27 protein-coding genes are annotated in these 25,968 nt (G+C 66.7%); 16 read left to right on the forward strand and 11 right to left on the reverse strand.

Annotated elements, in window-relative coordinates:
* Nucleotides 1-28: 28 nt before the first annotated feature.
* Nucleotides 29-640 carry a TetR/AcrR family transcriptional regulator gene (locus J3476_RS02875; protein WP_207065044.1) on the reverse strand — a complete coding sequence of 204 codons (612 nt, stop codon included), beginning with the start codon at nt 638-640 and terminating at the stop codon, nt 29-31.
* A 234-nt stretch (nt 641-874) separates the two neighbouring features.
* Between J3476_RS02875 and J3476_RS02880 the strand changes: the two genes are divergently transcribed.
* Nucleotides 875-1,684, forward strand: a complete 810-nt coding sequence (locus J3476_RS02880) for an SDR family NAD(P)-dependent oxidoreductase (RefSeq protein ID WP_207065045.1) — start codon at nt 875-877, stop codon at nt 1,682-1,684.
* A gap of 1 nt (nt 1,685) precedes the next feature.
* Here the strand turns inward: J3476_RS02880 and J3476_RS02885 are convergent, their stop codons facing one another.
* From J3476_RS02885 to J3476_RS02915, 7 genes are read right to left on the reverse strand one after another with little or no spacing between them, the layout of a single operon-like run.
* On the reverse strand, nt 1,686-2,804 hold the full coding sequence (locus J3476_RS02885) for an acyl-CoA dehydrogenase family protein (protein ID WP_207065046.1): 1,119 nt from the start codon (nt 2,802-2,804) through the stop codon (nt 1,686-1,688).
* A gap of 1 nt (nt 2,805) precedes the next feature.
* Nucleotides 2,806-3,471: a nuclear transport factor 2 family protein gene (locus J3476_RS02890; RefSeq protein WP_207065047.1), complete on the reverse strand. Its 666-nt coding sequence runs from the start codon at nt 3,469-3,471 to the stop codon at nt 2,806-2,808.
* Nucleotides 3,468-5,111, reverse strand: coding sequence for a class I adenylate-forming enzyme family protein (locus J3476_RS02895; protein WP_207065048.1), 1,644 nt, complete (start codon nt 5,109-5,111; stop codon nt 3,468-3,470). Before J3476_RS02895 ends, J3476_RS02890 begins: the two co-directional genes overlap by 4 nt.
* Entirely contained in the window at nt 5,108-5,890 is a 783-nt protein-coding gene (locus J3476_RS02900; protein ID WP_286182535.1) for an enoyl-CoA hydratase-related protein, read from the reverse strand. Before J3476_RS02900 ends, J3476_RS02895 begins: the two co-directional genes overlap by 4 nt.
* Before the next feature lie 55 nt (nt 5,891-5,945).
* Nucleotides 5,946-6,707 (reverse strand): SDR family NAD(P)-dependent oxidoreductase, encoded by a 762-nt coding sequence (locus J3476_RS02905; protein WP_286182537.1) that lies wholly within the window; start codon nt 6,705-6,707, stop codon nt 5,946-5,948.
* Nucleotides 6,697-7,320, reverse strand: a complete 624-nt coding sequence (locus J3476_RS02910; protein WP_207065050.1) for a TetR/AcrR family transcriptional regulator — start codon at nt 7,318-7,320, stop codon at nt 6,697-6,699. Before J3476_RS02910 ends, J3476_RS02905 begins: the two co-directional genes overlap by 11 nt.
* Before the next feature lie 5 nt (nt 7,321-7,325).
* On the reverse strand, nt 7,326-8,150 hold the full coding sequence (locus J3476_RS02915; RefSeq protein ID WP_207065051.1) for a MaoC family dehydratase: 825 nt from the start codon (nt 8,148-8,150) through the stop codon (nt 7,326-7,328).
* Nucleotides 8,151-8,247: 97 nt separating this feature from the next.
* Here J3476_RS02915 and J3476_RS02920 point away from each other — a divergent pair, with 97 nt between their 5' ends.
* Genes J3476_RS02920 through J3476_RS02970 form a run of 11 tightly spaced genes read left to right on the forward strand, consistent with a single transcriptional unit; the run spans nt 8,248 to nt 18,501 of the window.
* Entirely contained in the window at nt 8,248-9,321 is a 1,074-nt protein-coding gene (locus J3476_RS02920) for an LLM class flavin-dependent oxidoreductase (RefSeq protein WP_207065052.1), read from the forward strand.
* The gene (locus J3476_RS02925; RefSeq protein WP_286182538.1) at nt 9,318-10,814 is read left to right on the forward strand and encodes a class I adenylate-forming enzyme family protein; all 1,497 of its coding nucleotides are present in this window, start codon (nt 9,318-9,320) and stop codon (nt 10,812-10,814) included. Before J3476_RS02920 ends, J3476_RS02925 begins: the two co-directional genes overlap by 4 nt.
* A complete protein-coding gene (locus J3476_RS02930) occupies nt 10,811-11,980 on the forward strand; it encodes an acetyl-CoA acetyltransferase (protein ID WP_207065053.1) in 1,170 nt (389 codons plus the stop codon). The genes J3476_RS02925 and J3476_RS02930 overlap by 4 nt, the downstream gene beginning before the upstream one ends.
* 11 nt (nt 11,981-11,991) lie before the next feature.
* Nucleotides 11,992-12,426, forward strand: coding sequence for a Zn-ribbon domain-containing OB-fold protein (locus J3476_RS02935; protein WP_286182540.1), 435 nt, complete (start codon nt 11,992-11,994; stop codon nt 12,424-12,426).
* Complete coding sequence (locus J3476_RS02940) at nt 12,423-12,827, forward strand: nuclear transport factor 2 family protein (protein ID WP_207065054.1); 405 nt, start codon at nt 12,423-12,425, stop codon at nt 12,825-12,827. The genes J3476_RS02935 and J3476_RS02940 overlap by 4 nt, the downstream gene beginning before the upstream one ends.
* A gap of 51 nt (nt 12,828-12,878) precedes the next feature.
* The gene (locus tag J3476_RS02945) at nt 12,879-14,900 is read left to right on the forward strand and encodes a pyruvate dehydrogenase complex E1 component subunit beta (protein WP_207065055.1); all 2,022 of its coding nucleotides are present in this window, start codon (nt 12,879-12,881) and stop codon (nt 14,898-14,900) included.
* Nucleotides 14,897-15,124: a biotin/lipoyl-containing protein gene (locus J3476_RS02950; RefSeq protein ID WP_207065056.1), complete on the forward strand. Its 228-nt coding sequence runs from the start codon at nt 14,897-14,899 to the stop codon at nt 15,122-15,124. Before J3476_RS02945 ends, J3476_RS02950 begins: the two co-directional genes overlap by 4 nt.
* On the forward strand, nt 15,121-15,984 hold the full coding sequence (locus J3476_RS02955) for an enoyl-CoA hydratase/isomerase family protein (protein WP_207065057.1): 864 nt from the start codon (nt 15,121-15,123) through the stop codon (nt 15,982-15,984). Before J3476_RS02950 ends, J3476_RS02955 begins: the two co-directional genes overlap by 4 nt.
* Nucleotides 15,978-16,952 carry a nitronate monooxygenase family protein gene (locus tag J3476_RS02960; RefSeq protein ID WP_207065086.1) on the forward strand — a complete coding sequence of 325 codons (975 nt, stop codon included), beginning with the start codon at nt 15,978-15,980 and terminating at the stop codon, nt 16,950-16,952. Before J3476_RS02955 ends, J3476_RS02960 begins: the two co-directional genes overlap by 7 nt.
* Entirely contained in the window at nt 16,949-17,746 is a 798-nt protein-coding gene (locus J3476_RS02965; protein WP_207065058.1) for an enoyl-CoA hydratase/isomerase family protein, read from the forward strand. Before J3476_RS02960 ends, J3476_RS02965 begins: the two co-directional genes overlap by 4 nt.
* Nucleotides 17,743-18,501 carry an enoyl-CoA hydratase/isomerase family protein gene (locus J3476_RS02970; RefSeq protein ID WP_207065059.1) on the forward strand — a complete coding sequence of 253 codons (759 nt, stop codon included), beginning with the start codon at nt 17,743-17,745 and terminating at the stop codon, nt 18,499-18,501. The genes J3476_RS02965 and J3476_RS02970 overlap by 4 nt, the downstream gene beginning before the upstream one ends.
* On the opposite strand, the gene J3476_RS02975 is transcribed toward J3476_RS02970, so the two are convergent.
* Both J3476_RS02975 and J3476_RS02980 read right to left on the reverse strand, forming a co-directional pair.
* Nucleotides 18,498-19,700 (reverse strand): acyl-CoA dehydrogenase family protein, encoded by a 1,203-nt coding sequence (locus J3476_RS02975; protein ID WP_207065060.1) that lies wholly within the window; start codon nt 19,698-19,700, stop codon nt 18,498-18,500. The two genes, J3476_RS02970 and J3476_RS02975, sit on opposite strands and share 4 nt — an antisense overlap.
* 2 nt (nt 19,701-19,702) lie before the next feature.
* Nucleotides 19,703-20,500 (reverse strand): enoyl-CoA hydratase/isomerase family protein, encoded by a 798-nt coding sequence (locus J3476_RS02980; RefSeq protein WP_207065087.1) that lies wholly within the window; start codon nt 20,498-20,500, stop codon nt 19,703-19,705.
* Between the two features lie 122 nt (nt 20,501-20,622).
* On the opposite strand from J3476_RS02980, the gene J3476_RS02985 reads away from it, so the two are divergent.
* Nucleotides 20,623-21,819, forward strand: a complete 1,197-nt coding sequence (locus J3476_RS02985; protein ID WP_207065061.1) for a cytochrome P450 — start codon at nt 20,623-20,625, stop codon at nt 21,817-21,819.
* Nucleotides 21,816-22,616, forward strand: a complete 801-nt coding sequence (locus tag J3476_RS02990) for an enoyl-CoA hydratase/isomerase family protein (RefSeq protein ID WP_286182542.1) — start codon at nt 21,816-21,818, stop codon at nt 22,614-22,616. Before J3476_RS02985 ends, J3476_RS02990 begins: the two co-directional genes overlap by 4 nt.
* 28 nt (nt 22,617-22,644) lie before the next feature.
* Here the strand turns inward: J3476_RS02990 and J3476_RS02995 are convergent, their stop codons facing one another.
* On the reverse strand, nt 22,645-23,985 hold the full coding sequence (locus J3476_RS02995; RefSeq protein ID WP_286182543.1) for a phosphotransferase: 1,341 nt from the start codon (nt 23,983-23,985) through the stop codon (nt 22,645-22,647).
* A 78-nt stretch (nt 23,986-24,063) separates the two neighbouring features.
* Here J3476_RS02995 and J3476_RS03000 point away from each other — a divergent pair, with 78 nt between their 5' ends.
* Together J3476_RS03000 and J3476_RS03005 are read left to right on the forward strand one after the other, a co-directional pair.
* Nucleotides 24,064-24,993, forward strand: coding sequence for an LLM class F420-dependent oxidoreductase (locus tag J3476_RS03000; RefSeq protein ID WP_207065063.1), 930 nt, complete (start codon nt 24,064-24,066; stop codon nt 24,991-24,993).
* Between the two features lie 151 nt (nt 24,994-25,144).
* Nucleotides 25,145-25,966, forward strand: a complete 822-nt coding sequence (locus tag J3476_RS03005) for an SDR family oxidoreductase (protein ID WP_207065064.1) — start codon at nt 25,145-25,147, stop codon at nt 25,964-25,966.
* Nucleotides 25,967-25,968 lie beyond the last annotated feature (2 nt).

Consider the following 25,968-nt stretch of genomic DNA (forward strand, 5'->3'; position numbering starts at 1 on the left):
AGTTGAACAGAGGTGTGAAACGCTTCGTTCACCGCAGCCCGTTGACGGCGAACTTCTCCACGTACTTGCGCACCGTCTCGGGCTTGGACATGTCGAACGTCTGCGCCTCATTGACTGTCGAGAACGAATAGATGATGCGTGCCAGCCACTCGCTGGCGGCTGTGACGTCGACTCCGGAACCCACCTCGCCGCGCTTCTGCGCGTCGCGCACGTAGGGAACCAGGAACTCGGTCGATCGGCGAATCGCGGAATCGCCGTCGGAAATCATGTGACGCATGAGTTCGGCGTCGTCGGCCATCAGTCGGTTCCGAGTGCGGTGATCCAACAGGATTCGAGCGTGCGTCTCGGCCATTGCGCCGAGCTTCTCGGCCAGTGTCGCCTCGTCGGCCATCGCCACGGCGACCAACTTGTAGAACTTCTGGGCACCGAACTCGATCGCGGCGTCGATGAGGACGTTACGGTCCTCGAAGTAGCGGTAGACCGTCCCGCGCGAGACGTTGGCCATCCGAGCCACGTCCTGAACGCTGGTGCGTTGAATGCCCAATTGTGAGAAGCACTGGTTGGCGGCCTCGAGGATCTGGTCACGTCGGTCGAACTCGTCCTGCTCGTCGACCGCGGTGGCCGCTCGCTGGGTTGCCATAACGCTCCTTGCCTGTTGGGAGGCCCGTTTGGGGGACCCGCGACTACCTCGCCAAATTGACAATCCTACGCGACGGCCCCCTGATCGGCGCGTGGGCGCAGCCGTGCGACACGCCGCGACTGCGGGGCGCCACCACCGCTGACTAATCAGTAGAACACATTGCGCACTGTTGTTCTATGTGGCACGTTGGCGTTCCGACGACGCACCCAATCACTGACACGCAGGAGGCCGAGCGTGGAACTCGGAGTCACGGGCCGCAACTTTGTGCTGGTCGGTGGCACCACCGGCATGGGGTTCGGCGCTGCCCACCAGCTCGCTGCCGACGGCGGCAACGTCGCACTGTTGGCGCGCGACGAGCGGCGCGCGGCGGAGCGCGCCAAACTGCTCAGCGACGAGTACGGGGTTCGCGCCACCGGTATCGGGGTCGATGCCGCAGCACCGGGCGACGGCGTCGACCGGGCGGTGGAACGTGCCGCTACCGAATTGGGGCCGCTGCGCGGGTTGGCCGTGACCGCGGGCCCGATGAACCAGCAGGGTCCCTTTCTCGAGCACGGCGACGACTCCTGGGACTGGTACTACCAGATGATCGTGATGGCGACTGTCCGCTCCTGCCGGGCGATCATCCCCCACCTCCAGCGCAACGGCGGCGGCACCATCGTCACCACCGCCGCCTACTCCGTCCGGGCGCCGAAGATTCTCATTCCGCCCTACAACGCGATGAAGGCGGCGGTCCTGACGATGTCGAAGATCCTGGCCAAGACGTATGGACCCGACGGCATCAGGGTGAACGTCATGTGTCCGGGACTGTTCGACACCGAGACGAACGACCACATCCGAGAGAAGCGCGCCGAGCAGTACGGCGTGCCTCTCGAGGACGCGATCTACACGCATCTGTCGAGCAACCCGGACTGGAACATGCGGGTAGCCCTGGGCCGTGGGGGATTTCCGCATGAGGCAGGCGAACTGGTGGCCTTCCTGCTCAGCGATCGCGCGGCCTACATGACCGGTGCCGTGATTAACATCGACGGCGGCACCGACTTCTGAGCTACAGGCCGACTCGATCGGCCAACAGGCGGCGATGATGATCGGCGTCCCCGAGCAGCTGCGCCGAGGACGCCGCGCGCTTGAAGTACATGTGAGCGGGGTGTTCCCAGGTGAATCCGATGCCGCCGTGCAACTGGATGTTGGCGGCCGCGGCCCGCGCGTAGACCTCGGAGCAGTGCGCCTTGGCCATTGCTGCGGCAGCCGGTAGCGACTCGGGATGCACGTCGGCGGCGTGCGCCGCGTACTGGACTGCCCCGCGCGCGCATTCGATCTCGAGCATCAGGTCGGCACATCGGTGCCGGATGGCCTGGAACGATCCGATGGGCCGGCCGAACTGATGCCGCACCTTGGCGTAGCTCACCGCGTGATCGAGGCAGCGTTGTGCCCCGCCGACCTGTTCTGCGGCCAGCCCCGCCGCTGAGTAGGCGAGCGCCCGCTCGATGTCTGCTGTCGAGGCGGACACGCGGGTGGCGGGGGTGGCGGTCATCTGGATGACGGCCTGTCGGCGGGTCTGGTCCAGCGTCGACTGAGCCCGTCGCTGCAACGCCTGTGTGTCATCGACGCAGAACATGCCGGGGCCGTCGTCGGTGCGTGCCACGACGAGCACCAGATCGGCGATCATTCCGTCCGGCACGTAGTGCTTCGTGCCGGACAGCGCCCAGCCGTCACCGACGGGTTCCGCTCGGGTCTCGAGATCATCGAGGTCCCAACGCCCGCTACGCTCCGTCACGGCCACCGTGCCGATGGTGTGTCCGCTGGCGATATCTGGCAGATAGCGCTTCTTGGCAACCTCGTCGGCACTGTGCAGCAGCGCGTTCGCCGCGAGCACCGCGGACGTGAAGTACGGTCCGGGCAGCAGTGCCGCGCCGGTTTCCTCGAGCACCAGTGCCAGTTCGGCACACCCGAAACCTTCGCCGCCGTATTCCTCCGGGATCACCAGACCCTGCAGGTTCAACTGGTCGGCCATCGCGCGCCACACCGTCGGTTCGTAACCGTCAGCCGAGTCCATCACCCGACGCACTTCGGCCTCGGGGCAGTGGTGCTGCAGGAAAGACCTGACAGACGAACGGAAGTCGCGCTGCTCGTCGGTGAGTGTGAAGGCATTGCCCGGGTCGGACATGTCAGCGGTTCCTCGGGTCGTCGGTGGCGCGTCCGGTGGAATTGACCCGGGGCGTCTGCGCACCGCGACGCAGCGTGCGGATCCAGTCGCCGACCGCAGCCGGGGCCGGCACGGGCGCGTCGAGTCGCCCGGGATCGGCAGCATGGAACTCGCGCCAACTCGGAAACGCCGAGTGGAACGTGCCGTCGTGAGCCGGTGTGTCGGGCCAGCGCATCTTGCTCGGCCCCAACGGTGGATCGCTGATGTCGCTCTGGTACCAGAACAACGGCGTGCGTCGCCGGAAGTACCAGCGCTCCTCCCGGCGTTCGTAGACGTCGAGGTACGCGAGCAGCTCGATCACCCAGACCGTGGCGGTCTCGAGGTCGTTGCGGGAGTACACCAGGCCGGTCGCGTGGTCGGCGTCGTGCACATCGATGACGTGCCCGAGCACGCCGTGGGCGCTGCCGAGCAGATCGTGTCGCAGTTCGCGGTCGTACCACCGGCGCAGCGCCGACCTGCCACGCTCGTTGCCCGGCACCCCGACGTCGTCGACGAACAGGTTGACCAGGGAGTCCAAGTCGCGCATGTCGAGCGCGACGGTGTACTTGGCCGCGAGTTGCCGAATCTCATCGAGTGCTTCGAGGCGATCGATGCGGGCTGCAAGTGCGGCGAGCGCGCTGTCGGTCACGCCAGAGTGCCTTCACTCATCATCGCGGTGAGCCTGCGCTTGTCGATCTTGTCGGTGGTGGTGTACGGAAGTGGTGCGGCGTCGTCGAGGATCACCCAGCGCTTGGGGACCTTGTAGGCCGCGAGTTGAGCACGGCACGCGGCCACGAGATCGTCTGCGCTGGCGTGGTCGCCGTCGTTGAGGACGACGGCCGCGCCGACGAGCGCGCCGCGTTCCGCATCGGGGACACCGACGACGTAGGCCACTCGCACCTGGGGAATGCGCCGCAACGCCGCTTCGACCTCCATCGGTGAGACGTTCGTCCCCGACGTCTTGATCATCTCGTCGATGCGTCCGGCGAAGTACAGGTGACCGTCGTCGTCGCGGTAACCGGCGTCCTTGGTGTGCAACCAGCCGTCCCGATCGACCAGTTCGTGCCAGTGCTTGCCGATCATGCCGCGCATCATCGCGATGCCACGAACGCAGATCTCGCCGGTCACGCCGTTGGGGACTTCGACGCCGGCGTCGTCGACCACCTTGTGTTCGTAGCCCGGAGCCGACACTCCGAGCGAGCCGCGCTTGGATTCCGGCACTTCTTCGTGTGGTGGCCACCAGGTGTGGCTGCTGCAGGTCTCCGTCATGCCGAGTTGAGCGACCCGCAGCGACGGATCCCGGGTGCGCCGCTGCGGGGACAGCAGCACCTGTTGATAGCCCTCGCGGAGGCGGGAGAGATCGGTGTCGGCGTAGTCGGGGTGATTGACCAACGCCGGACCGACATGGGGAAACCCCGTTGTGTAGGTGGCTTTCTCGGTTTCGAGCAGCCGCAGCACGTGACCGGCGTCGAACTTGTGCTCGGTCAGCACCGTGGCGCCGTACTGCATCGGACCGAGCAGGCCGAACACCAGGCCCGCCACCCAGAAGAACACCATCGGCACGTAGATGCGATCGTGCGACGACCAGCCGTGCTCGCCGGCGATGAATCGTGAATGCGTGATCGCGGTGCCGTGGGTGTGCACGATCCCCTTGGGATGGGAGGTGCTACCCGAGGTGTAGATGACCAGCAGATCGTCGGTGGGGCGGACGCTCTGCTCGCATTCGGCCAGGAATTCCGGGGGGACAGGTTCGGGCCACTCGCTGGGCCAGGACTGCGAAATGTCACCGAGCGGAAGGACATTGCGCAGCTGGGGCAGTGCCGGTGACCGCATAGGCACATCCAGCCCGTCGGAGGCGGCCGCAAGGCGGGCGAGCATGTCCTTACCGAGAATCGATTCCACCGCCAGCACGGTGTGTACGTCGGCGTCGCGCAGCACCCATGCCAGCTCCGCGGGCTGCAGGAAGGTGTTCAGGGGAACCGCGACAGCACCGATCCTGGTCGCGGCCAGGAAAGCCACGACGAACTCAGGGCCGTTCGGTGCGAGGATTCCGACCCGCACACCCTTGGTGACACCCGCGTCGAGCAGTCGTGCGGCCATCGTCGAGGATTCGGAATCGGCTTGCGCATAGGTGATTCGCTCGAGCGAGCCGTCCTCCAGGCATGTCACGACCAGGTCGGTGGCACCGTGCTCGGCCACCACCGACGACAGCATCGCCGGGATCACGGCGTCATAGGGCAGCAGGGCGTAGGTGAACGTCCGTGCCGCGGTGCGGGCGGTCACGCTCATTCGACCACCCACCTCGGCTCGCGCTTCTCGGCGAAGGCCAGCATTCCTTCCCGGTAGTCGGGATGGGTCATCTGGTGGTGCAGAACGTAGCGGTAGGCGACGTCGTTGGCGGCGTGCAGCCCGACGTCGAGGCTGGTCCACATGGCTTTTATCGATGCTTGGGTGGTGGCCGGCGACAGCGCGGCGATCGACAGGGCGATCTCGCGGGCGCGCGCCTGCAACCGATCCCCGGGGACCACTTCGTTGATGAGTCCGATCTCGAACCCGCGCTGCGCACTGATCCGGCCGTCTTTGGTCATCAGCGCCAGCTGCATGACCATCGAGATCGGCATCCGGCGCAGGAGCACCGCGGGCTCCAGCGCGAAGACGTTGCCCACCTTCAGATGGGTGTCGATGAGCTCGGCGTGCTCGGCGGCGATGATCAGGTCTGAATCGGCGACCTGGTGCAGGCCACCGCCCACCACCATGCCGTTGAGCGCGCAGATCACCGGCTTCCAGACGTTGTGGTGAAGCCGCGAGCCCGGCACCTTGTTGCGGATGCCGCTGGCCGCGGTAGCCCGGACGTCCTGGCCGGCGCAGAACGCGCGCTCGCCGGCACCGGTGATGATCGCGACCCGGATCTCGGGATCGTCGCGAACCTGTCCCCACGCCCAACCGAGCTCTGTCCGGGCCAGATCGTCGGTGGCATTGAGCCTTTCGGGCCGGTTCAGGGTGATCGTCGCGACGTGGTCACTGACGTCGAACAGAATTCGTTCCAACTCCACTACGAGCCCCTTCACCACCGGTCGATAGAACAGATCAGCAAAATGTGTTTTATCGTACAGCCAGTTCGGGTCACGGCATCCACTGGCCACCCGATACCGAGATCAGCTGCCCGGTGATGTGTTTGGCGCCGTCCGAACAGAGGAAGGCAACGGTCTTGGCGATGTCGCCGGGATCGCCGATCGCGCCGGTCAGCGTCGATTCACGCATGACGTCGAGCTCCGCGTCGGACTTCTTGGACAGCAACCACGGGGTTGCGGTGGTACCCACGACCACGGTGTTGACCCGGACGCCGCGCGGCCCCAACTGGACGGCCATCAGCCTGGACAGACCCTCGACGCCGGCTTTTGCCGCGGCATACGCAGGAGGACCGGTGCGGACCCCGTGGGCGGACACCGAGCTGATGTTGACGACCGCGCCGCCGCCGGCTTCGACCATCTGCCGGGCGGCGACCTGGGCCATGATGAACGTGCCGGTCAGGTTGACCGCGAGGATGCGGTCCCAGTCCTCGTCGGTCTGGTCGAGGAACGTCGCGGGCAGCGTCATCCCGGCGTTGTTGACCAGGGCGCAGATGGGGCCGTGGTCATCCGCCAGGCGCGCCAGCTCGCGCTCCACGGCGTCGCGGTCGGTGATCGAGAGCTCCACGGGGACAACCGATCCTGCCTGTGACGCGGCGCTGTCGCGGGTGCGTGCGATGGCCTTGGCGTTCACGTCGACCACTGCGACCCGGTAGTTCGCGGCGACCAGGTCGGTGACGATGGCCTCGCCGATCCCGCGGGCGCCGCCGGTGACGACGGCCAGCCGGCGTTCGGCCCTCGCCTGCTCACCCGACACGGCGGTCTCGCTCAGCTCGCAGAAGGCGCTCGATCCGGGTGATCGACGGGCGCAGCAGCTCGATCGCCTGCGCCATGGATTCGACCAGGTCGCCCTGGCCGTCATGGGCCACCCACGTGTCGATGGCGGCGCGATTGGCTCCGTTGACGACGCTGACCGCCAGGCGCGGCCGCAGATCGGTCTCCGGGTCGGTGTCCAGCCGGTGAGCGACCTCCACGGTCATCTGGTCGATCCAGTCGTCGTTGATCCGTAGCCGGGTGGCGCGCAGGCCCGGGTGCCGGGCATACATGCGCGCGCGGACCAGGAAGATGTCCGGCTGCGCGGTGATGGCTTCGGCGACCGCCGCCGATGCCTCTGCCAGCGCGCCCCACAGCGACGTCGACCGAGATTCGCGAAATCGGTGGGTGGCCTGGTCGAGCCGGTCTGCGTACCCGTCGAAGAGCAGGTCGTCCTTCGTGGCGAAGTGATGGAAGAACGTTCGTGGCGCGACACCGGCGAGCGCCGAGATCTGTTCGATCGTGGTGGATTCGTATCCGTTCGCCTCGAACAGTTCGAGGGCGGCGGCGATGAGTGCTTCTCGATTGCGTTGACCGCGCATTCTCCGCTGATCCATGTCTGTCATCCTCGCAGCGTGGCGGTGCCCGAGGACAGGGCGACGGTCGAGCCCTGGCTGGTGCGGAACCGCACGTCGGTGCCGTCGCGCCAGATCTCGGTGCGCAGCGGAGCGCCGAGCATCACGGGCTTGGCGAAGCGGCAGCTGATGGAGGCGAGCACCTCCGGATCGCCGTTGCCGACGCCGTTGACCAGCGCGCGGGTCGCGAAGCCGAATGTGCACAGGCCGTGCAGGAAGACATCGTCGAATCCGGCTTTGCGTGCCGCGGCGGGGTCGATGTGCAGCGGATTGCGGTCGCCGCTGAGGCGATAGATCGCCGCCTGTTCCGGTCGGATGTCGTCATCGACGGTCATGTCCGCACGGCCGTCGGGTTCGTCAGCGGTAGCCGGTCCTCGCTCGCCTCCGAAACCGCCACCGCCGAGCATCATGGTCTGGCCGACGGCGACGAACAATTCCCCGTGCGCGTCCGCGCCCCGCGTGGTGACCTCGATCGACGCGTGTTTGCCCTTGTCCCACACCGCGGTCACCGCGCCGGTGACCGTGACCTCCCCGTGCGGCTGCAACGGCCGCGAAACGCTGAGCGACTGCCCACCGTGCACGATCGGGTGAGAGCCCAGGTTCAGCACGGCGCGCAGATCCCTGACCGCCCACCAGTTGGCGAGCAAGGCGAAACTGGGCAGGACGGCCGGCCCCTTGGACTCGTCGAGCAATCCGAGTTCGGCGGGGGGACGGGCCCCGACGCCCAGGGCGTAGAGGACCGCGTCGGTCTCGGTCCACGCGAACGTCGTCGGATCCAGCGTGGTGCCCACGGCCTCCGCGGTGAGAGTCAACAGAACCTCCAGACAGACAATGAACTGAACGGATTGACGATATCTGTTTCATCGTGCAATATAGTCGCAGTTACTGCAACTAGTTTCTAGGAGCGTCATGAAGTTCGGTGTCTTCATCCTCGGCGACAAGCCCAACCACCTGAGCTACGAACAGGTGTTCGCCAATGTCCTGGAGGAGGCCAGGTGGGCCGAGGAGCTCGGATATGACGAGGTCTGGCTGGCAGAACATCACTTCTCGCCGTACGGGATGCTGGCCGATCTGCCCCTGGTGGCCGCTGCCATCGCGGCGCAGACCGAACGCATCCGGATCGGCACGGCATGCATGGTCAGCCCATTCCACGACCCCATCCAGCTCGCCGAACGCATCGCCATGGTGGACGTGCTGTCGGGTGGTCGCTTCGATGCCGGTTTCGGGCGGGGATACCAGGCCCACGAGTTCAAGGGATTCGGCATCCCGATGGACGAGGCCACTGGCAGGTACCAGGAGTGCCTGGAGATCGTGAACCTGCTGCTCACCCAGGAGAACGTGAGCTACGAAGGCAAGTTCTTCCAGCTGGAGGACGTCACCATCTACCCCCGCCCGGTTCAGCAACCTGTCCCGGTATGGGGGACAGTCATGAAGACACCGTCGAGCTTCGAATGGTTGGCCGACAAGGGTTTCGGTGCCATCATCGGCAATCCGTACACGGTCGATCCGGATCTGCAGGGTGCGCTCGACATCTATCTGGAGACGCAGGCCAAGAAGGGCCTCGACGCCGCCACCGAGAACGTCTGGGCGCTGCTCAACGCGTTCTGTCATCACGACGACGCATTCGCCCGGTCCTATCCGCGGGACAGTGTCGAGCTTTCCATCGAGACACACCGCAAATATTCGAATCCCTTCGAGCGCGGTGGCGAGATCCCGGCCGACTACAAGGCGTATTCCGACTGGTTCGAGAAGCACGACAAGCAGAGCTACGAGCAGGTCCTCAACTCGCACCTGACGCTGATGGGTGACCCCGAGCGCATCGTCGGCAAGATGCAGACGGTCATCGACATGGGATGGCGCAACATCATGCTCCGCATGTCGCGCGGAGGGGCCATGGACCGGGCGAAGGTGTACGACTCGATGAAGCTCTTCGCCCAAGAGGTGATCCCGGCGACCACGCAACTCGTGGCAGCACCGGCTTGAGCGACGACCTCGCCGCCCGCCTTCGGACGATCCTGACACTCGATCCCGATGCCCCCGCCGTCGAGTTCGAAGGTCGGTGGACCGACTGGAAGTCCTTGAGTGCGATCGCAACCGGAGTCGAGCAGCATCTCGCGACCGCGGGGTTGGGGCCGGGCGCACCCGTGGGGCTGGTACTGCGCAACCAGCCCGCGATGGTGGGGGCGCTGATCGGGGTGCTGTTTGCGGGCGCGACGGTGGTGACCGTCAACGCCTCACACGGCGACACCGGGCTGTGCGCCGACATCGCCGAACTCCGTCTCGCGGCCGTCGTCGCACTGGATGCCGACTGGCAACGCCCCGGGGTCAGGGACGCTGCCACGGGCGCGCTGGGTCTGCTGGTCCGGCACGACCCGGCCGTGGTCGAGGTACTTCCAGGTCTCGAGGCGCCCGGGCCGGGCCCGTTCCGCGCCGAACCCGACGGCATCGCCGTGGAGATGCTCACCAGTGGCACCACCGGTCCGCCCAAGCGGATACCCCTGTCCTACGAAGCCTTCGGCAACACGGTGGCAGCGGCCGGAGCGCACTACTCCGGCGCGGGCGACCGTTCGCCTCGATTGCGTTCGGGCGTGGCGATCGTCAGCTCACCGATGGTGCACATGTCCGGGCTGTTCCGCACATTGCTCAACCTCGCCGAGGGCCGCAGGATCGCGCTGCTCGAGCGGTTCCGGGTAGACGACTTCGTCGATCTCGTGCGGCGGCACCAGCCGCGGGCGGTCAGCCTGGTGCCGTCGGCACTGGCGATGGTGCTCGACGCGGATGTCGCGCCCGAGGTGCTGTCCAGCGTGCAGGTCGTGACGTCCGGTACCGCCCACCTGCCGGTCGCCGTGCAAGAGGCATTCGAAAAGCGTTATGACGTGGCGGTGTTGCCGTCCTACGGTGCGACCGAGTTCGCCGGCGGCGTTGCGGGCTGGAATCTCGACCTGCACAGGAAATGGGCCACCTCGAAGCGCGGAAGCGTCGGACGCCCACAGCGGGGCCGCGAGATTCGCATCATGTCGCTGCAGGACGACATCGAACTCGGCCCCGATCAGCAGGGGCGGATCGAGGTCCGCACCACAGGCGGTGACTGGGTGCGGACCACCGACCTCGGACGCCTCGACGCCGACGGATTCGTCTATGTCGACGGACGCACCGACGATGTGATCATCCGGGGTGGGTTCAAGGTGACACCGGCAACCATCGTCGAGGCGCTGCGCAGTCATCCTGCGGTGCGGGATGCCGGGGTGACCGGCCTGCCCGACGAGCGTCTGGGTGCCGTCCCGGTCGCTGCGGTGGAGCTGGCCGCCGGGGCAAGTGCGGATGCCGAGGAACTACTGGAATTCTGCCGCGAACGTATGACGCGCTACCAGGTTCCGGCGCGGTTGATCGTCGTCGACGAATTGCCCCGTACCGCATCGCTGAAGGTCAGTCAGCCGGGCTTGCGCGAGTTGTTCGACGAGGAGGTCACGGCGTGACAGACATACGAGGAGCTGCCGCGGTCGTCGGAGTCGCCGACGAAGTCTCTGCTGACGGAGTGATCGACGTACCGCTGCGCGAGTTGGAGGCCCGCGTCATCCGCTCCGCGCTCGCCGACGCGGGGCTGACTCTGAGCGACGTCGACGGGTTGTGCACCTGCACCGGTGGCACGCTGATGCATTCGGTCGAACTCGCCGAATATCTCGGGATCGCAGCGAGATTCACCGACGCGACCCAGACCGGAGGCGCAAGCTACGGACTCTATGTCGAGCATGCGGCGGCCGCGATCGCGGCCGGACTGGCCGAGACGGTGGTGATCGTCTACGCCTCGACCCCTCGCGCCGCGCGCAAACGCGGTGAGAAGGGGCTGGGCGTCTTCGCCACGCCGGAGCGGCTCGAATGGGAGACGCCCTACGGTGTCATGCTGCCGATCAGCGCGTACGCGCTGGCCGCCAACCGGCACATGGCCACCTACGGGACCACTGCCGAGCAGCTGGCCCAGATCGCAGTGGACACCCGAACGTGGGCGGCGCGCAACCCTCGCGCGCACCTGCGAAACCCGATCGGAGTGGACGACGTCCTCGAGTCGGGCTACGTTGCCGAACCGGTGCACAAGCTCGAGTGCTGCCTCGTCACCGACGGGGCGGGTGCCATCGTGGTGACCAGCGCCGAACGGGCACGCACGCTGGCCAAACCGCCGGTGTTCGTGCTGGGCGCGGCGTCAGCGGCCTCCCACGCCATGATCTCGCAGATGCCCGACCTCACCGTGACACCCGGCGCAGTGTCGGGTCCCGCGGCGTTCGCCGCCGCAGGACTGACACCCGAGGATGTGGACGTGGTCGAACTCTACGACTCGTTCACCATCACCGTCCTGCTCGCGCTGGAGGACCTCGGATTCTGCAAGAAGGGCGAGGGCGGTCCGTTCGCCGGCAGCGGGGTGCTGGCGCCGGGCGGGGCGCTGCCAGGTCAGACGACCGGGGGCGGGCTGGCTTACACGCACCCCGGTGCATTCGGTGCGTTCCTGCTCGTCGAAGCGACTCGGCAGCTGCGCGGTGAGTGCGACGACCGCCAGGTGGGGGGTGCCGACGTGGCGGTGGCGCACGGAACCGGCGGCGTGCTGTCGGCAACGTCGACGGTGATCCTCGGAACGGAGGCCACTCTGTGAGCGAAAAACGGGTGAGCGAGAAACGAGTGAACGAGAACCGGGTGAGCCAGCAGGAATCGAGCATCCCCGTTCCGGAACCCAGCGCGGCGTCTGAGCCGTTCTGGGCAGCGACCCGGGCACGGGAGTTGCACATGCAACGGTGCGCCGCGTGTGCCCGCCTGGTGTGGTACCCGCGGTTCGCCTGCCCACACTGCGGACACGACCAGTTGGACTGGGAGCGGTTGTCCGGACAGGGCGTTGTCTACGCGGTCAGCGTGCATCACCGTCCCGCCCTTCCTGCGCTGGCGGACAAGGTGCCCTATGCGGTGGTGCTCGTCGACCTCGCCGAAGGTGCCAGGATCATGTCCACCATGTTCGGTCAGCCGCCCCGGGTCGGCGATCCGGTGACCGTGGCGTGGGCCCCGTTGCCCGACGGCAGGAACCTGCCGACGTTCGAGCTCTCATGAGTGAGGAGGCTGACCTCCACCGGCGCCGGGAGGCTCTGGTGCTGCGGCACGTCCAGGCCGAGAACGACCGCGATCTGGAAGCCATCATGGCGACGTTCACCCGGGCACGCTATGAGATCGTGCCCACCGCCACGGTGTACGACGGCGACGCCGCCGTGCGGCAGATGATCCTGGCGCAGTGGGAGCAACTTCCGCAGATGCACTACACCGCTGAAGCGGTGTTCCACTCCGCCGACGGATTGGTGGTCGAAACCAGGACCACCTGCCCGGGCACCGCTGTCGACATGCTGAGCATCAACGTGTTCGGCTTCGACGGGGACGGGTTGATCCTCGAGCGGTGCTACTTCGATCGAATGCTGTTCGCCGCGGAACTGGAGAAAACCACGCGGCTGCACGATTGAACACAATTCGTCATATTGTAGACTGACTCGCCAGACCTTCGAGGAGTGTGAATGTCCACCGAGCTACACACCGAGATCCCGTCGGCGAGCGGGGAACGCGCGTTGGCCCTGTACCGACTGATGAGCAAGGTCCACCACGCAGACAAGCGCGTCCGCAAAGCCCTGTCGTCCGGCGAGGCGGCGATGAGCTACTGGCCGGTGGACGGCCAGGAGGCGATGTCGGCGGGCGCCATGCTCGCGCTCGCGGACGGCGACCAACTCGTCACTACCTACCGGGGGCTCGGGGACGTCCTGGCCAAGGGTGTCGACCTGCGCGGGTATTTCGCCGAGATCCTCGGCCGCCGCGACGGGCTGTCCCGGGGCAAGGCCGGTGCCATGGGGATCTATGACCCCGCCCACGGCATCGCCTGGACCACCGGGATCGTCGGCGCGGGGCCGTTGATCGCCAACGGCATCGCGCTGGCCGCGGATCTGCGGAAGACCGGACAGGTGGTGCTGGTCAGCTTCGGCGACGGGGCCACCAGCATCGGGTACGTCCACGAGGCGATGAACATGGCCGCGTTGTGGTCGTTGCCGGTGGTCTTCTTCTGTCAGAACAATTTCTGGGCCGAGTGCACCTCATACGGCCGGTACACCCGCACCGAGCGACTGTCCGACCGGGCCGCCGGCTACGGCATGCCCGGGACGACCGTGGACGGTTCGGACCCGCAGGCAGTTCACGACGCCGTTGCGCAGGCCGCCGAGCGGGCACGCTCCGGGGCGGGGCCGTCCTTCGTCGAGGCCGTCGCATATCGCTTGCAGGGACATTATTTCGGCGACGCGATGGCCTACGCCGACCAGGACGAGCTCGCCGCCATGCGCGCCGATCCGCCCTTCGCGCGGTATCGCCGGCGCCTCGTCGACGAGGGCATCGCCGCCGTCGCCGACCTCGATGCGATCGATGCCGAGATCGCCGCCGAACTGGAGGAGGCGTTCGCAGCAGCCGTGGCCGCCGCTCCGCCCGAGACGGACGAACTCCGCCGAGATGTGTTCTGCGGCAATGGATCCGAGATTGCAGTGACCGGTCAGGTGCATGCCGGCCTCCCGGGCGGCGACACCGAGGAGCTGGGCCTCGTCCAGGCGATACACCGGACTCTGGACCGCGCGATGGCGGCCGACGACTCGATCATCCTGCTCGGCGAGGACATCGGCGATCCGTCGGGCGGGGGAATGTTCAAGGTCACCGCCGGGCTGTCGGCCAAGTACGGTGAGGACCGGGTGCGCGACACCCCGATCGCGGAGTCGTCGATCATCGGTGCGGCGATCGGTGCGTCACTCGGCGGGCTGAGACCGGTAGCCGAATTGATGTTCATGGACTTCCTCGGCGTGGCGATGGACCAGATCGCCAACCACGCGGCCAAGGTCCGCTACATGTCCGGCGGCCGTAAGGGTGCGCCGATGGTCATCCGCACCATGGTGGGCATGGCGGCGGGTCCGCAACACTCGCAGGCGTTCGAAGCGTGGGCGATGCACACACCGGGCCTGAAGGTGGTGTGGCCCAGCACCGCCGCCGACGCGGCCGGTCTGCTCAAGGCCTGCCTCGCCGATAACGACCCCTGTCTGTTCATCGAATCGATGAAGCTCTATTACGGCGGCGGCAAGGGGCCCGTCCCGACCGCTGACTATGTCATCCCGCTGGGGCAGGCCGACATCAAACGCCAGGGGGCCGATGTCACGGTGGTGACCTACGGTGTCATGGTGCACGCGGCCCTCGAGGCAGCCAAAGAGGCACAAGAACAAGGCATCTCCGTGGAGGTCGTCGATCTGCGCACACTGGTGCCGCTGGATCTGGCCACGGTGCTCACGTCCGTGCGCAAGACCACCCGGCTGGTGGTGGCCCACGAGTCGGTCGGGTTCTGCGGCCCCGGTGCCGAGATCGCGGCGACGGTCGCGACCGAACTGTTCGGCGTACTCTCCGCCCCGGTCCAGCGGGTGGCCGGGACGTACACCCCGGTACCTCGAGCGGCCACGCTGGAGGCCGCGTGCCGGCCTGGTGCCGCCCAGCTCCTCGACGCCATCAGGAGGATCGCGTGACCGACGTGCGACTGCCCAAACCCGGGGACGCCATCACCGAAGCCGAGATCACCCAGCTTCTCGTCGAAGACGGTGCCACGGTCAGCGAAGGCGATCCGCTGTACTCGATCGCCACCGACAAAGTCGAAATGGACATCGAGGCGCCGGCCTCCGGCACGGTGTCCTGGAAGATCGAGGAAGGCCGAACCTACGACATCGGCGTTCTCGTCGCCGTGATCTCGTGACGGACCTGCCTGCCGCCGTCGATCTGGCGGCCGAGGAGTTGTCGGGCACAATCGACGGCGACACGTTGACCGTCACGATCGATCGTCCCGAGAAGCGCAATGCGCTGACCGCGGACGGCTATCACGGGATCAAGCGGGCGGCGATGATCGTCGCCGACGAGCCACAGCTGAACTTCCTGGTCATCACCGGCACGGGCGACGTGTTCTGCGCCGGCGGGGACATGAACTCCGTCGGCAATCCCGATCGGCGCTGGGATGCGTTCACCGAAGCCTACGACGCCACGCCGTTCGAAACACTCGGCAAGATCCCGAAGCTGGTGGTGTGCGCGGTCAACGGTCTGGCGCTCGGCGGAGGTCTGGTGATGACGCTGTACGCCGACCTGGTGATCGCTTCCGACCGCACGCGGATGCGGGTGCCGGATTTGACCCGCGGGGTGTACGAGGCGTTCATCGCCGCCCGGATACCGCAACGGATCGGCACGCTCCGGGCGAACCATCTGATCTACGGCAACGACTGGATCGAGGCCGCCGAAGCGGAGCGGCTGGGTCTGGTCGGCAAGGTGGTCGACCATGGTTCGCTGGCTGCCGAAACCGCCGCGCTCCTGGACCGGGTGCGTGGTACCGGACCTACCGCACGTGCAGCCATGAAGCGCGAGATGGCCCGCGCGCTGCCGCCCGTCGACGTGTCCGGGTACTGGGCCTCGATGGGCACGGCGGAACAGATCGAGGCGTTCACGGCATTCCTGCAGAAGCGCCCGCCGAGCTGGCCCGTGACCACCGACCGCGAAGCGTTCGTCTCCACCCGCCGGCCCGCGTGGGTACCGGCCGACCGATCCTGTGAAGGGACCGAATCATCGTGATTACCACCAAGTTCACCGAAGCTTTCGGCATCGAGGCCCCCGTCGTGCAGGGCGGCATGCAGTGGGTCGGCCGGGCCGAGCTCGCCGCCGCGGTCTCCGATGCCGGTGGGCTGGGGCTCATCACCGCGTTGACCCAGCCCACACCGGCTGATCTGGCGAACGAGATCGCGCGGGCGCGGGATCTGACCGACAAGCCCTTCGGGGTCAACCTGACGATCCTGCCGACGATCAACCCGCCTCCCTACGAGGAATACCGACAGGTCATCGTCGATGCGGGCATCAAGATCGTCGAGACCGCCGGATCCAACCCGGCGCCGCATCTGCCGATCTTCCACGACAACGGGATCAAGGTCCTGCACAAGTGCACGTCGGTACGACATGCCGCGAAGGCTCAGGACCTGGGCGTCGACGGCATCAGCATCGACGGATTCGAGTGCGCCGGGCACCCCGGTGAGGACGACATCCCCGGTTTGGTGCTGATTCCGGCCGCAGCCAAGGTCATCGAGATACCGATGATCGCCTCCGGTGGGTTCGCCGACGGTCGCGGACTCGTCGCGGCCCTCGCCCTGGGCGCCGACGGCATCAACATGGGGTCGCGGTTCATGTGCACGGCGGAGTCGCCGATTCACCAGAACGTGAAGGAGGCGATCGTCGCCGGCAATGAGCTGGGCACCGAACTGATCTTCCGAACCCTGCGCAACACCGGCCGCGTGGCAAGCAACACCATCTCCCGTGAAGTCGTCGAAATCCTCAACAAGGGTGGACAATTCGAGGACATCGCCCACCTCGTCGCCGGCAAACGGGGAGTGAAAGTCTACGAAACCGGCGACCTGGAAGCGGGTGTCTGGTGGATCGGCACCGCGATGGGGTTGATCGACGACATCCCCACCGCCGGTGAGGTGGTGACCCGGATAGTCGCTGACGCCGAGCGAATCATCGCCGAGCGCCTCGTCGGTGCGACCCGATGACCGAGCTGCCGCAGGGCACCTCGGAGTTGACGGGGTGTGACGAGATACTGGTCGCCCAGGACGGCCCGGTACGGATCGTCACACTGAACAACCCCGGCAACGCGAACGCGGTGAACAACCGGATGCACGGGGCGTTCGCACGGCTGTGGACCTCACTGGGGGAGGACAGCGAAGCCCGGGCAGTCCTCGTGACCGGAACCGGCGACTTCTTCTCCGCAGGTGGCGATCTCGTCGAGTGGTTGCACACCCACGTCGAGAACCCGGTGACCCGACGCGAAGGCATGCGCGACGCGCGGCGCATCGTGCGCGACATGATCGACTTTCCGCTGCCGATCGTCGCCGCGGTCAACGGCCCCGCTGTCGGGTTCGGCTGCAGCATCGCGGTGTTGTGCGACATCGTGCTGATGTCCGACCGGTCGTTCTTCGCGGACACGCACGTGGCGAGCGGTCTGGTGGCCGGCGACGGCGGGTCCGTGTTGTGGCCGCTGCTGATGAGCCTGCTCAAGGCCAAGGAATACCTGCTGCTCGGTGAGCGGATCAAGGCCGACAAGGCGGTCGAGCTGGGACTTGCGAACCGTGTCGTGCCACACGACCAGATCAAGGCCGAGGGGCTGGCGCTCGCTCATCGGTTGGCCGCGTTACCCGCCCGCGCGGTCCAGGACACCAAGCGCACCCTGAACCTGCACGCCGAGCGGGCCGTCACGGCGATCCTCGAGTACGGAATCTCGGCGGAGACCGAATGCTTCACCACACCTGAGCACCGCGCGGCGATCGACAAGTTCCTCGATCGATGACCGACACCGCCGAGGACCCGTTGGTCCTTGTCGAAGACCGTGACGGCGTCGCGGTCGTCCTGCTGAACCGTCCGGCGCAGCGCAACTCGCTTCGCTACGAGTCCTGGACGCAGCTGTCGAACGCACTCTCCGAGGCTGCCGACGCGCGCGCCATCGTGATCGCCGGTGCCGAAGGCTTCTTCAGCGCCGGGGGTGACCTGAAGTCCGGTCCGGCGCACGGCGCCGGAGCGATGGGGCCGGCAGGTCGGGTCGAGCACGCCCAGCAGGTGATGGCCCAACTGCGTGCGATCGCGGTGCCGACTGTCGCCGCGGTCGAGGGTGCCGCCGTGGGTCTAGGGTGGAGTCTGGCGCTGTCCTGCGATCTAGTGGTCGCCGCGCGGGACGCGTTCTTCTCTGCGCCGTTCGTGGCACGTGCGGTGGTGCCGGACGGCGGCCTGGCCTGGCGACTGACCCAACAACTGGGACGACACCGGGCCTCGTCGCTGCTGTTACGCGGCAGCAGGTTGCCGTCCGAGGAGGCTCATCGGCTCGGCCTGGTGACCGACATCGCCGAGCCCGGCTCCGCGATCGACGAAGCGATCGCCGTCGCCCGCGAAGTCGCCGACGCCGACCCCGGCGCGGTGGAGCTGACCAAGCGTCTCGTCGCCTCCGTCGAGGCGGCCGGGCTGGCGTCGTTCCAGCCGCTCGAGCTCGCCGTAGCCACCGTCGCGCAACAACGCTCGGCGGCGGCGGCCGGTCGCGCCACTTTCGGCTAACGCGGAAGACCCAGTCCCGCTGTCGAAATGAGGTCGCGCTGGATCTCACTGGTGCCGCCGCCGATCGTGTGCAGCAGTGACAGCAGTAGGCCTTCGGAGAAGTGGCCGTGCAACAGGACATCGGGATCGTCAGGAAGCAGGGCGCCCGCCGGGCCCAGGATCCTGGCTCCCAGTTGGCGCAACTCGGCGGTGAGCTCAGAGTGGTACAGCTTGGACAGCGACGGCAGTGCGGGGTCGAGCTGATCGGCCGCCTGCTGATGGGCCACCCGGTAGGACAGCGCCCGTCCCACCTCGACGCGTTCCACGGCACGGGCCAGCGCGAGCCGGTTGACGGGGTCGGCCAGGGGATCATGAGAACTGCCGCGCTGAGCGCGACACCAGTCCACGAGTTCGTCGAGGTACCGCTGTGCCTGGGCGGCTCTGGTCACGTTCGAACGTTCGGCGACCAGCAGGGCCTTGGCGACCTTCCAGCCCTCGCCTTCGCCGCCGACCAAGTTGGCCGCCGGGACCCGGACACCGTCGAAGAACTCCTCGGCGAATGTCGGATAGCCGGTCATCGCGCGGATCGGCCGGCGGGTCATGCCAGGCGTCTCGAGGTCGACCAGAAAGAACGAGATACCCGCTTGGCGCTTCTCGCCGAGTGGTGACGTGCGCGCCAGCACGAAGATCCAGTCGGCCAGCACGCCGTTGCTGGTCCACGTCTTCTGACCGTCGAGAATGTAGTCGTCGCCGTCGCGGCGCGCCGTCATCTTCAATGCGGCGAGGTCCGAACCTGCCTCGGGTTCGGAGTAGCCCTGCGCCCACATCCGCTCCGAGCGAGCGATCTTCGGTAGATGTTCCTCCTGTTGTTCTGGTGTCCCGAAGCGAAACAGCACCGGGGCGAGCATGTTGACGCCGTTGGTGTTCACCAGGGGAGCACCCGCGTAGGCGAGTTCTTCTCGGATCACGACCTGCTCGACCACCCCGAGGCCGCCGCCGCCGAACGTGGCGGGCCACTGCGGCACGAACCAGCCCTGCTCGTGCAGCGCCTGGCAGAACTGCACGGCGCGCTCGTGCGCGTCACGCGGAAGATAATCGGGATTGGCGGCGGTGCGGCGGAACTCGTCGGGCAGGTGGTCAGCCAGCCAGGAGCGCAACCGGGCGCGCAACTGGTCGACCTGCGGCCCGCCGCCGAACCGGACGATCGGCTCGAGTGGCACGCTCAGACCCGGTCCGACGGCTTGGCGGCTTTCTTCATGAGCTCGACCATGTAGTCCTGGAACTCCTTGGAGCCCGTCACGACCGCCTGCAGGTCATTGCTGGCCTGCTGATGCGTCCGGAAGCCCATGTTCTCCCACGCCCGAAGGATCCCGGCTTTGGTGGCCTGCAGCGTGATCAATGGAGCCTTGGCGATCTTGGCGGCGAGTTCCTCGACCTCGGCCTCGAGCTTGTCCCGCGGGACCACCCGGTTGACCAACCCGAATTCCAATGCCTGCTCGGCGGTGATCTTCTGGGCGGTGTAGAGGTACTCGGCAGCCCGCTTGTAGTTCATGAACACCCACGGCTCGAACATCGTCTCCGAGCCGGGCAGTCCGAAGCCAGGAACCAGCGGCATCTGGAACCAGGCGTCGTCGCTGCAGACGGTGATCTCGGGGATCAGAGCCCAGGTTGTGCCGCCGCCGATCGCGTACCCGTGCACCTGCGCGATGACGGGCTTGGGGAACTCCCACAGCTTGAGCACCGGCCAGAGGAACAACTGAGCCGCCGAGCGCCACACCTTGCCCGAGGCGTCCAGTTCGGCCTTGAACTCGGGGTAGCTGCCGTCGGGGACGTGGCCCGAGCAGAACCCCTTGCCGTTGGCCTTGATGATGACGACTTTGATGTCGTAGTCGTACTGGGCATCGTCGAGAGCGGCATTGACGCTGTGCACCATCTCGGAGGTCTGGGCGTTGGCGCGCTCGGGGTTGTTCAGGATGATGCGCGCGATCGCCCCGTCCTTTTCATACACGACGTGGTCCATCTCCCGCGTCTCCACCCGAAGTACCTCCTCGATGTCAATGTCCGAGCCGACTGAAATGCTAGCGCACGGTAGTGCAATTAAACAGATCATGTAATAGTGTTCTGCATGGAGGGAAGGTGTCGATGACCGCGACGGACTTGCGTTGGGATCCTTTTGACCGCACCCTGCACGCCGAACCGTACACAGTGTGGCGGCGGATGCGGGACGAAGCGCCGGTGTACTACAACCAGGAGTTCGACTTCTACGCGCTGAGCCGGTTCGACGATGTGATGAACGCGTCGCTGGACACCGAATCCTTCTCGTCCGAGCACGGCATCACCCTCGACATGATCACCGAGGACCCCTGGGGGGATCCGAAGGCGATGATCATGATGGATCCGCCGAACCACACCGCGATGCGCAAGATGGTCAACCGCACGTTCTTCCGCAGTCGTATCGCCAAACTGGAGGATTACGTTCGGGATCTGTGCCGCGGTTACCTGGACCGCTATGTCGGCAGCGGCGGGTTCGATTACGTCAACGACTTCTCGGCCAAGCTCCCGGTGATGGTGATCAGCTCACTGCTCGGTTTTCCCGAGGAGGACCACGACAATCTCCGGGTGTGGTCGGACGCGCAGGTCCACCGCGACGAAGGCAACCCGGAGCGCAGCGCAGCCGGCGACGAGGCGTCGGCCAACTTGTTCCAGTACTACCGGCAGCAGATCGAGCTGCGACGGCGCAACCGCTTGACCGACGTGGTCAGCGACCTGATGGATTCCGACCTCGTCGAGCCCGACGTCGACCCGCGCCGGCTGGATGACGGTGAGCTGCTGGTCTTCATCGCGATGATCAACGTCGCCGGTAACGAGACCGTGGCGCGGCTTCTCGGCTGGGCCGCGCTCACGCTGGCGCGCAATCCCGATCAGCGGGCGAAACTGGTCGCTGATCCCAGCCTGATCGGCAACGCAGTCGAAGAACTGCTCCGCTACGACGCGCCGTCGCCTGTGCAGGGACGATTCACGTTGCGTGACAGCACTTATCACGGCACCGTCATCCCGGCCGGGTCGAAGGTCGCGCTTCTCACCGGGTCGGCCGGGCGCGACGAGCGCCAGTACGAGCGCGCCGACACCTTCGACGTGACTCGTACCGGTATCCGCCACATCAGCTTCGGGCACGGTTCCCACTTCTGCCTGGGTGCTGCGCTGGCCCGGCTGGAAGCCAGGGTGGCCCTCGAGGAGACACTCAAGCGCTTCCCGGACTGGACGGTCGACGAGTCCAACGTGGCCTACGTTCACACGAACTCGGTTCGTGGTCCGGCCAGCGTGCCCGTCCTGCTGTGAGCACCGGGCTGACGGCTCGCACCGATGCTGGTGTGCGGTGGTTGGTGCTCGACCGGCCGGAGGTCGGCAATTCGGTGACCCGCGCGATGCAGCGCGACCTGATCGACAATCTCGCCGCGGCATCCAGCGACCCCGACATCCGAGCGGTGGTCTTCACCGCGAGCGGCGAGAGGCATTTCTGCACCGGGCCCAACCTGCGTGATCCCAACATGCGTCCCAGTCAGGAGCGCATCGCCGGTGACGCGGCCCGAATCCTGCGCACCGGGTCTCAGGCGGTCGTCGCTGCACTGCTGGACTGCGACAAGCCGGTGATCTGCGCGTTGAACGGCGTCGCTGCCGGCGTCGGCGCGAGCATGGTGCTGGCGTGCGACCTGATCATCGCTGTCCAGGACGCCCGCTTGATCGAACTGTTCGTCCGTCGCGGGCTGGCACCCGACGGCGGAGCTGCCTATCTGCTCACCCGGAAGGTGCCGTTCAACGTCGCCAAGCGGTTGATTCTCTTCGGTGAGGAACTGACCGCCACGGAGGCACATCGCATCGGGCTGGTCAACGAAGTGGTGGCCGACCACCGCGAGCTGGACGCGCTGAGTGCCGAGTGGGCGCAACGGCTGGCGGGCGGCCCGACCCGGGCCATCGCCGCCGCCAAGGCGATGCTCAACCAGGCCTTGGACGTAGACCGGGCGGCCGCATTCCAGACCGAGGCGCTACTCGTCGAGCAGGTCGCAGGTACCGACGACGTCGCCGAAGGCGTCGCCGCGTTCACCGAAAAACGGGACCCGCGATTCCTCGGTCGGTGACGGCGGCAGCGCCCACTGGGCGCGGGCATCAGTCGAGCAGCTCGCTCAACGGAGTGACGTGCCCGATCCGTCCTCCGGTCAGCATCGGTTCGATGAGTAGGAGCTGACGCAGCACGCGGCGGTGGAGCAGCACGATCAGTGCGGGATCCTGGTCGGGCGCTGCCGCCAGTACGGCCTCTTCGAGTGCCTGATCGCCCGCTGCCCGGTCGGCAGGCCGTTCCCCGAGGAGTTCCTCGATGTCATCGAGATCCGCGGCGTCGATGGCGTGACCGTATGTGCCGACTCGATGGGACAACTGGGCGACAGCCGCAGCGCACCTGCGCTCGTGCTCGGCGATGCCGGGGGGCACGGCCAGCGATTCGATCATGCCGGGCAGTCCCGCGAGGGCCCCTTGATAGGACATCGGCACGGGATCGGGAAGCGTCACCGTCGACAGCGGAACGCCCGCCTGCCGCGCGATGGATTCGATCGTGTGCAGGGACAACAGATGAAACCACTCGATGTACTGAACGATGTCGGTCAAGGGCAGGTCCAAGTGCAGGACTATCGCCACTCCCAGTGGGGTGCACAGCGCGAACTTGGCGGTGTGGAATTCGACCGCAGCACGGTCCAGGGGTAGCCCTGAGCGCTGCTCGTAGCGTCGCAACACCCGACCCAGGTCGCCCATCGGTTCGGTCACGTTGCGCAGTCGAAGGCCCGCGAGGTCATGGCAGACGTCACCGATGTGGGCCAGTTCGACGTCGATCAAGCCGGTGATCCGGCCGTCGGCATACATGAACTGCCCGGTGTCGCCCAGCACGAAGCGCGGGGTGGCGCGATGCGCGGGAACATGGCGTCTCAGCCAGCCGATCGCGAACTCCAGCAACGGCTCCGGACGTTGCTTGAAGTCGCGATATCGCGTGACGAATGATTCGAGGTAGTCGAGTGCGACCGCGTCGGGGCCGGTCGGAATCTGTAGGCCGGCGCCGGCGAGAGCGGTCGGATCGATGGCGTGGGCGCGGACCAGCGCGTCGACATAGTCGTCCATCACCACGTCGACCTGCTGGGGCCCGATGCCGCTGCACGGGCTGGGATCGCCGGGCAGCCAGTCCATCACAACCGCTGACGCATCAGGGATCTCGCCGTAGATGTGCGGGACCGGGATGCCGTGCGCTTCCATCGCGCGCAGCACCGCCGCCTCGGCTGAGACCGTCGCGAACCCGAATCCTTCGCGATCGCCCCGCACGTAGAGGCGCATCTGTTGACCGTCACGCACCGCCGTCACGAACCACGCTGGCCGCCAACGCTGCTGGCGCTCGATGGTGCGAACGGGACCGATGTTCGCCGACACCCAGGCCTCGACCACACCGTCTTCTACAGCGCCAGCCACTCGACAATGATACATATTCTGTGCTTCTGTAAGTGCAGATCGCCGTCGGCGAGCGAAGGATTCGCGCAGGAGGGCAGCATGCATTTCGTCCTGACCCATCCGATGCACACGCATCCGTATCACCCGGAACTGGTCACGGGCTCCGGTGTGGCAGCTGTTGCCGCGGCGGCGGAGCAAGCAGGCTTCGACGGGTTCGGCTTCACCGACCATCCCGCTCCGACACAGCGCTGGTTGGAGTCGGGCGGCCACGACGCGCTGGACCCCTTTGTCGCCATGGGTTTTGCCGCTGCGGTGACATCCACGCTGCGCCTGATCCCCAACCTCGTCGTGCTGCCCTACCGCAATCCGCTTCTGGTCGCGAAGGCAGGGGCCACCCTCGACGTGCTCTCGGGTGGGAGATTCGTCCTCGCGGTAGGTGTCGGTCATCTCAAACCCGAATTCGCCGCGCTAGGTGTCGACTACGAGCAACGAGCCCGGATCGTCGACGAGGGGCTGGACGTGATTCGGCGCGTCTGGACCGAAGACGACGTGAGCTTCTCGGGTGAGCACTTCGAGCTCCGCGGCGTCACCGCGCGCCCGCGCCCCGCGGTCCGTCCCCGGATCTGGATCGGCGGCAACACCGCGGCTGCACGGCGTCGCGTCGTGGCGTTCGGCGACGGATGGTGCCCCTTCGCTGCGTCCGAGATCCTGGCCAAAGCCACTCGGACGGCCACCATGGATGCCGATGCGGAACTGGTCGAGGGAATCGACGATCTACGGCGCCGATGTGACCGCGCGCAAAGGGACATTGCGACGATCGACATCACCTTCAACGGCCTCCGTGGTACTCCCGGGACCCCCGGGTTCAACGCCGATGCCTACCTGACCGAGGTGAGCAGACTCGCTCAACTCGGGGTCACCGCAATGCAGGTCAGTGTGCCCGGTGACGGTCTTGCGCACGCACTCGAGGCGATCGAGGAATTCGGTGAGTGTGTCGTGAGCCAAGTGCGCGAGGGGGCGGCATCGTGAGCGTCCGCGACAGGTCGACCGAGCGTGATGCGATGGCCGGGCCGTCGACGCCGGATGTCTCGCCGATCACGACTAAACACTAGTACATTATGTGTACTCTTGTTTCGACGTTGGGGCCGGGCCGGCTCCGCCACCTGCTCTAGGAGACGCCTTGAGTTTGTTCGATGCCTTTTCCTACCAAGGCAAGCGTGTACTGGTCGTCGGCGGGGCTACCGGGATGGGTAACGCCACCGCCCGGTTGGCCCTCGACGCCGGTGCTGACGTCGTGGTGATGGATTACGCTCCGTGTGACCTGGCGGATGTGACGGCTATCAGGTTGAACCTGGCCGACAAGGCCAGCATCGATGCTGCGGTCGCCGATTGCGGCGGCACGGTGGACGCGTTGTTCGCGTGCGCCGGCGTGGCCGACGGTCCGGGCATCGAGCGGATCAACTTCATCGGACATCGCTACCTCATCGATCGCCTACGCGACAACGCCATGTTGCCGCGAGGATCGGCGATCGGGTTCATCTCCTCCGCGGCGGGGTTGGCGTGGCGCTCCAACATCGGGCAGCTCAACGAGTTCCTCGACATCACCGACTTCGACGCCGCGGCCGCATGGGCGGTCGACAATGGATGTGCCCACTACATGTTCACCAAGCAAGCGGTGTGCGCCTATGTGGCGCGGGAGGCGATGAGCCTCATGTCGGAGGGCATCCGGATCAACGCGATCTGCCCCGGGCCCACCGATACGCCGTTGGCGCAGGCGAATGCGGAACTGTGGCTGGACTTCGGCGCCGACTACCGCGCAGCGGTGGGTGTCGACGCAGCGACGCCGCTGGAGCAGGCCTACCCGCTGGTGTTCCTGTGCAGTCCTGCTGCCAGTGTGGTCAGTGGCATCACGATGGTCACCGACTCCGGATATCTGAGCGCCGGCATCACCGAGGTCTTCCCCGCCGGCACCCCCATGGCCACCATGCTGCTGGACGGGTAACG

It is taken from the genome of Mycobacterium sp. PO1 (assembly GCF_017312405.1).
Taxonomy (GTDB): Bacteria; Actinomycetota; Actinomycetes; order Mycobacteriales; family Mycobacteriaceae; genus Mycobacterium.

Coding starts and splice junctions, on each gene's coding strand:
- J3476_RS02885 (WP_207065046.1), bottom strand. CDS start 2,804: ATGTCCGACCCGGGCAATGCCTTCACACTCACCGACGAGCAGCGCGAC.
- J3476_RS02970 (WP_207065059.1), top strand. CDS start 17,743: ATGACCGACACCGCCGAGGACCCGTTGGTCCTTGTCGAAGACCGTGAC.
- J3476_RS02895 (WP_207065048.1), bottom strand. CDS start 5,111: ATGAGCGTGACCGCCCGCACCGCGGCACGGACGTTCACCTACGCCCTG.
- J3476_RS02985 (WP_207065061.1), top strand. CDS start 20,623: ATGACCGCGACGGACTTGCGTTGGGATCCTTTTGACCGCACCCTGCAC.
- J3476_RS02875 (WP_207065044.1), bottom strand. CDS start 640: ATGGCAACCCAGCGAGCGGCCACCGCGGTCGACGAGCAGGACGAGTTC.
- J3476_RS03000 (WP_207065063.1), top strand. CDS start 24,064: ATGCATTTCGTCCTGACCCATCCGATGCACACGCATCCGTATCACCCG.
- J3476_RS02940 (WP_207065054.1), top strand. CDS start 12,423: ATGAGTGAGGAGGCTGACCTCCACCGGCGCCGGGAGGCTCTGGTGCTG.
- J3476_RS02965 (WP_207065058.1), top strand. CDS start 16,949: ATGACCGAGCTGCCGCAGGGCACCTCGGAGTTGACGGGGTGTGACGAG.
- J3476_RS02920 (WP_207065052.1), top strand. CDS start 8,248: ATGAAGTTCGGTGTCTTCATCCTCGGCGACAAGCCCAACCACCTGAGC.
- J3476_RS02910 (WP_207065050.1), bottom strand. CDS start 7,320: ATGGATCAGCGGAGAATGCGCGGTCAACGCAATCGAGAAGCACTCATC.
- J3476_RS02980 (WP_207065087.1), bottom strand. CDS start 20,500: ATGGACCACGTCGTGTATGAAAAGGACGGGGCGATCGCGCGCATCATC.
- J3476_RS02945 (WP_207065055.1), top strand. CDS start 12,879: ATGTCCACCGAGCTACACACCGAGATCCCGTCGGCGAGCGGGGAACGC.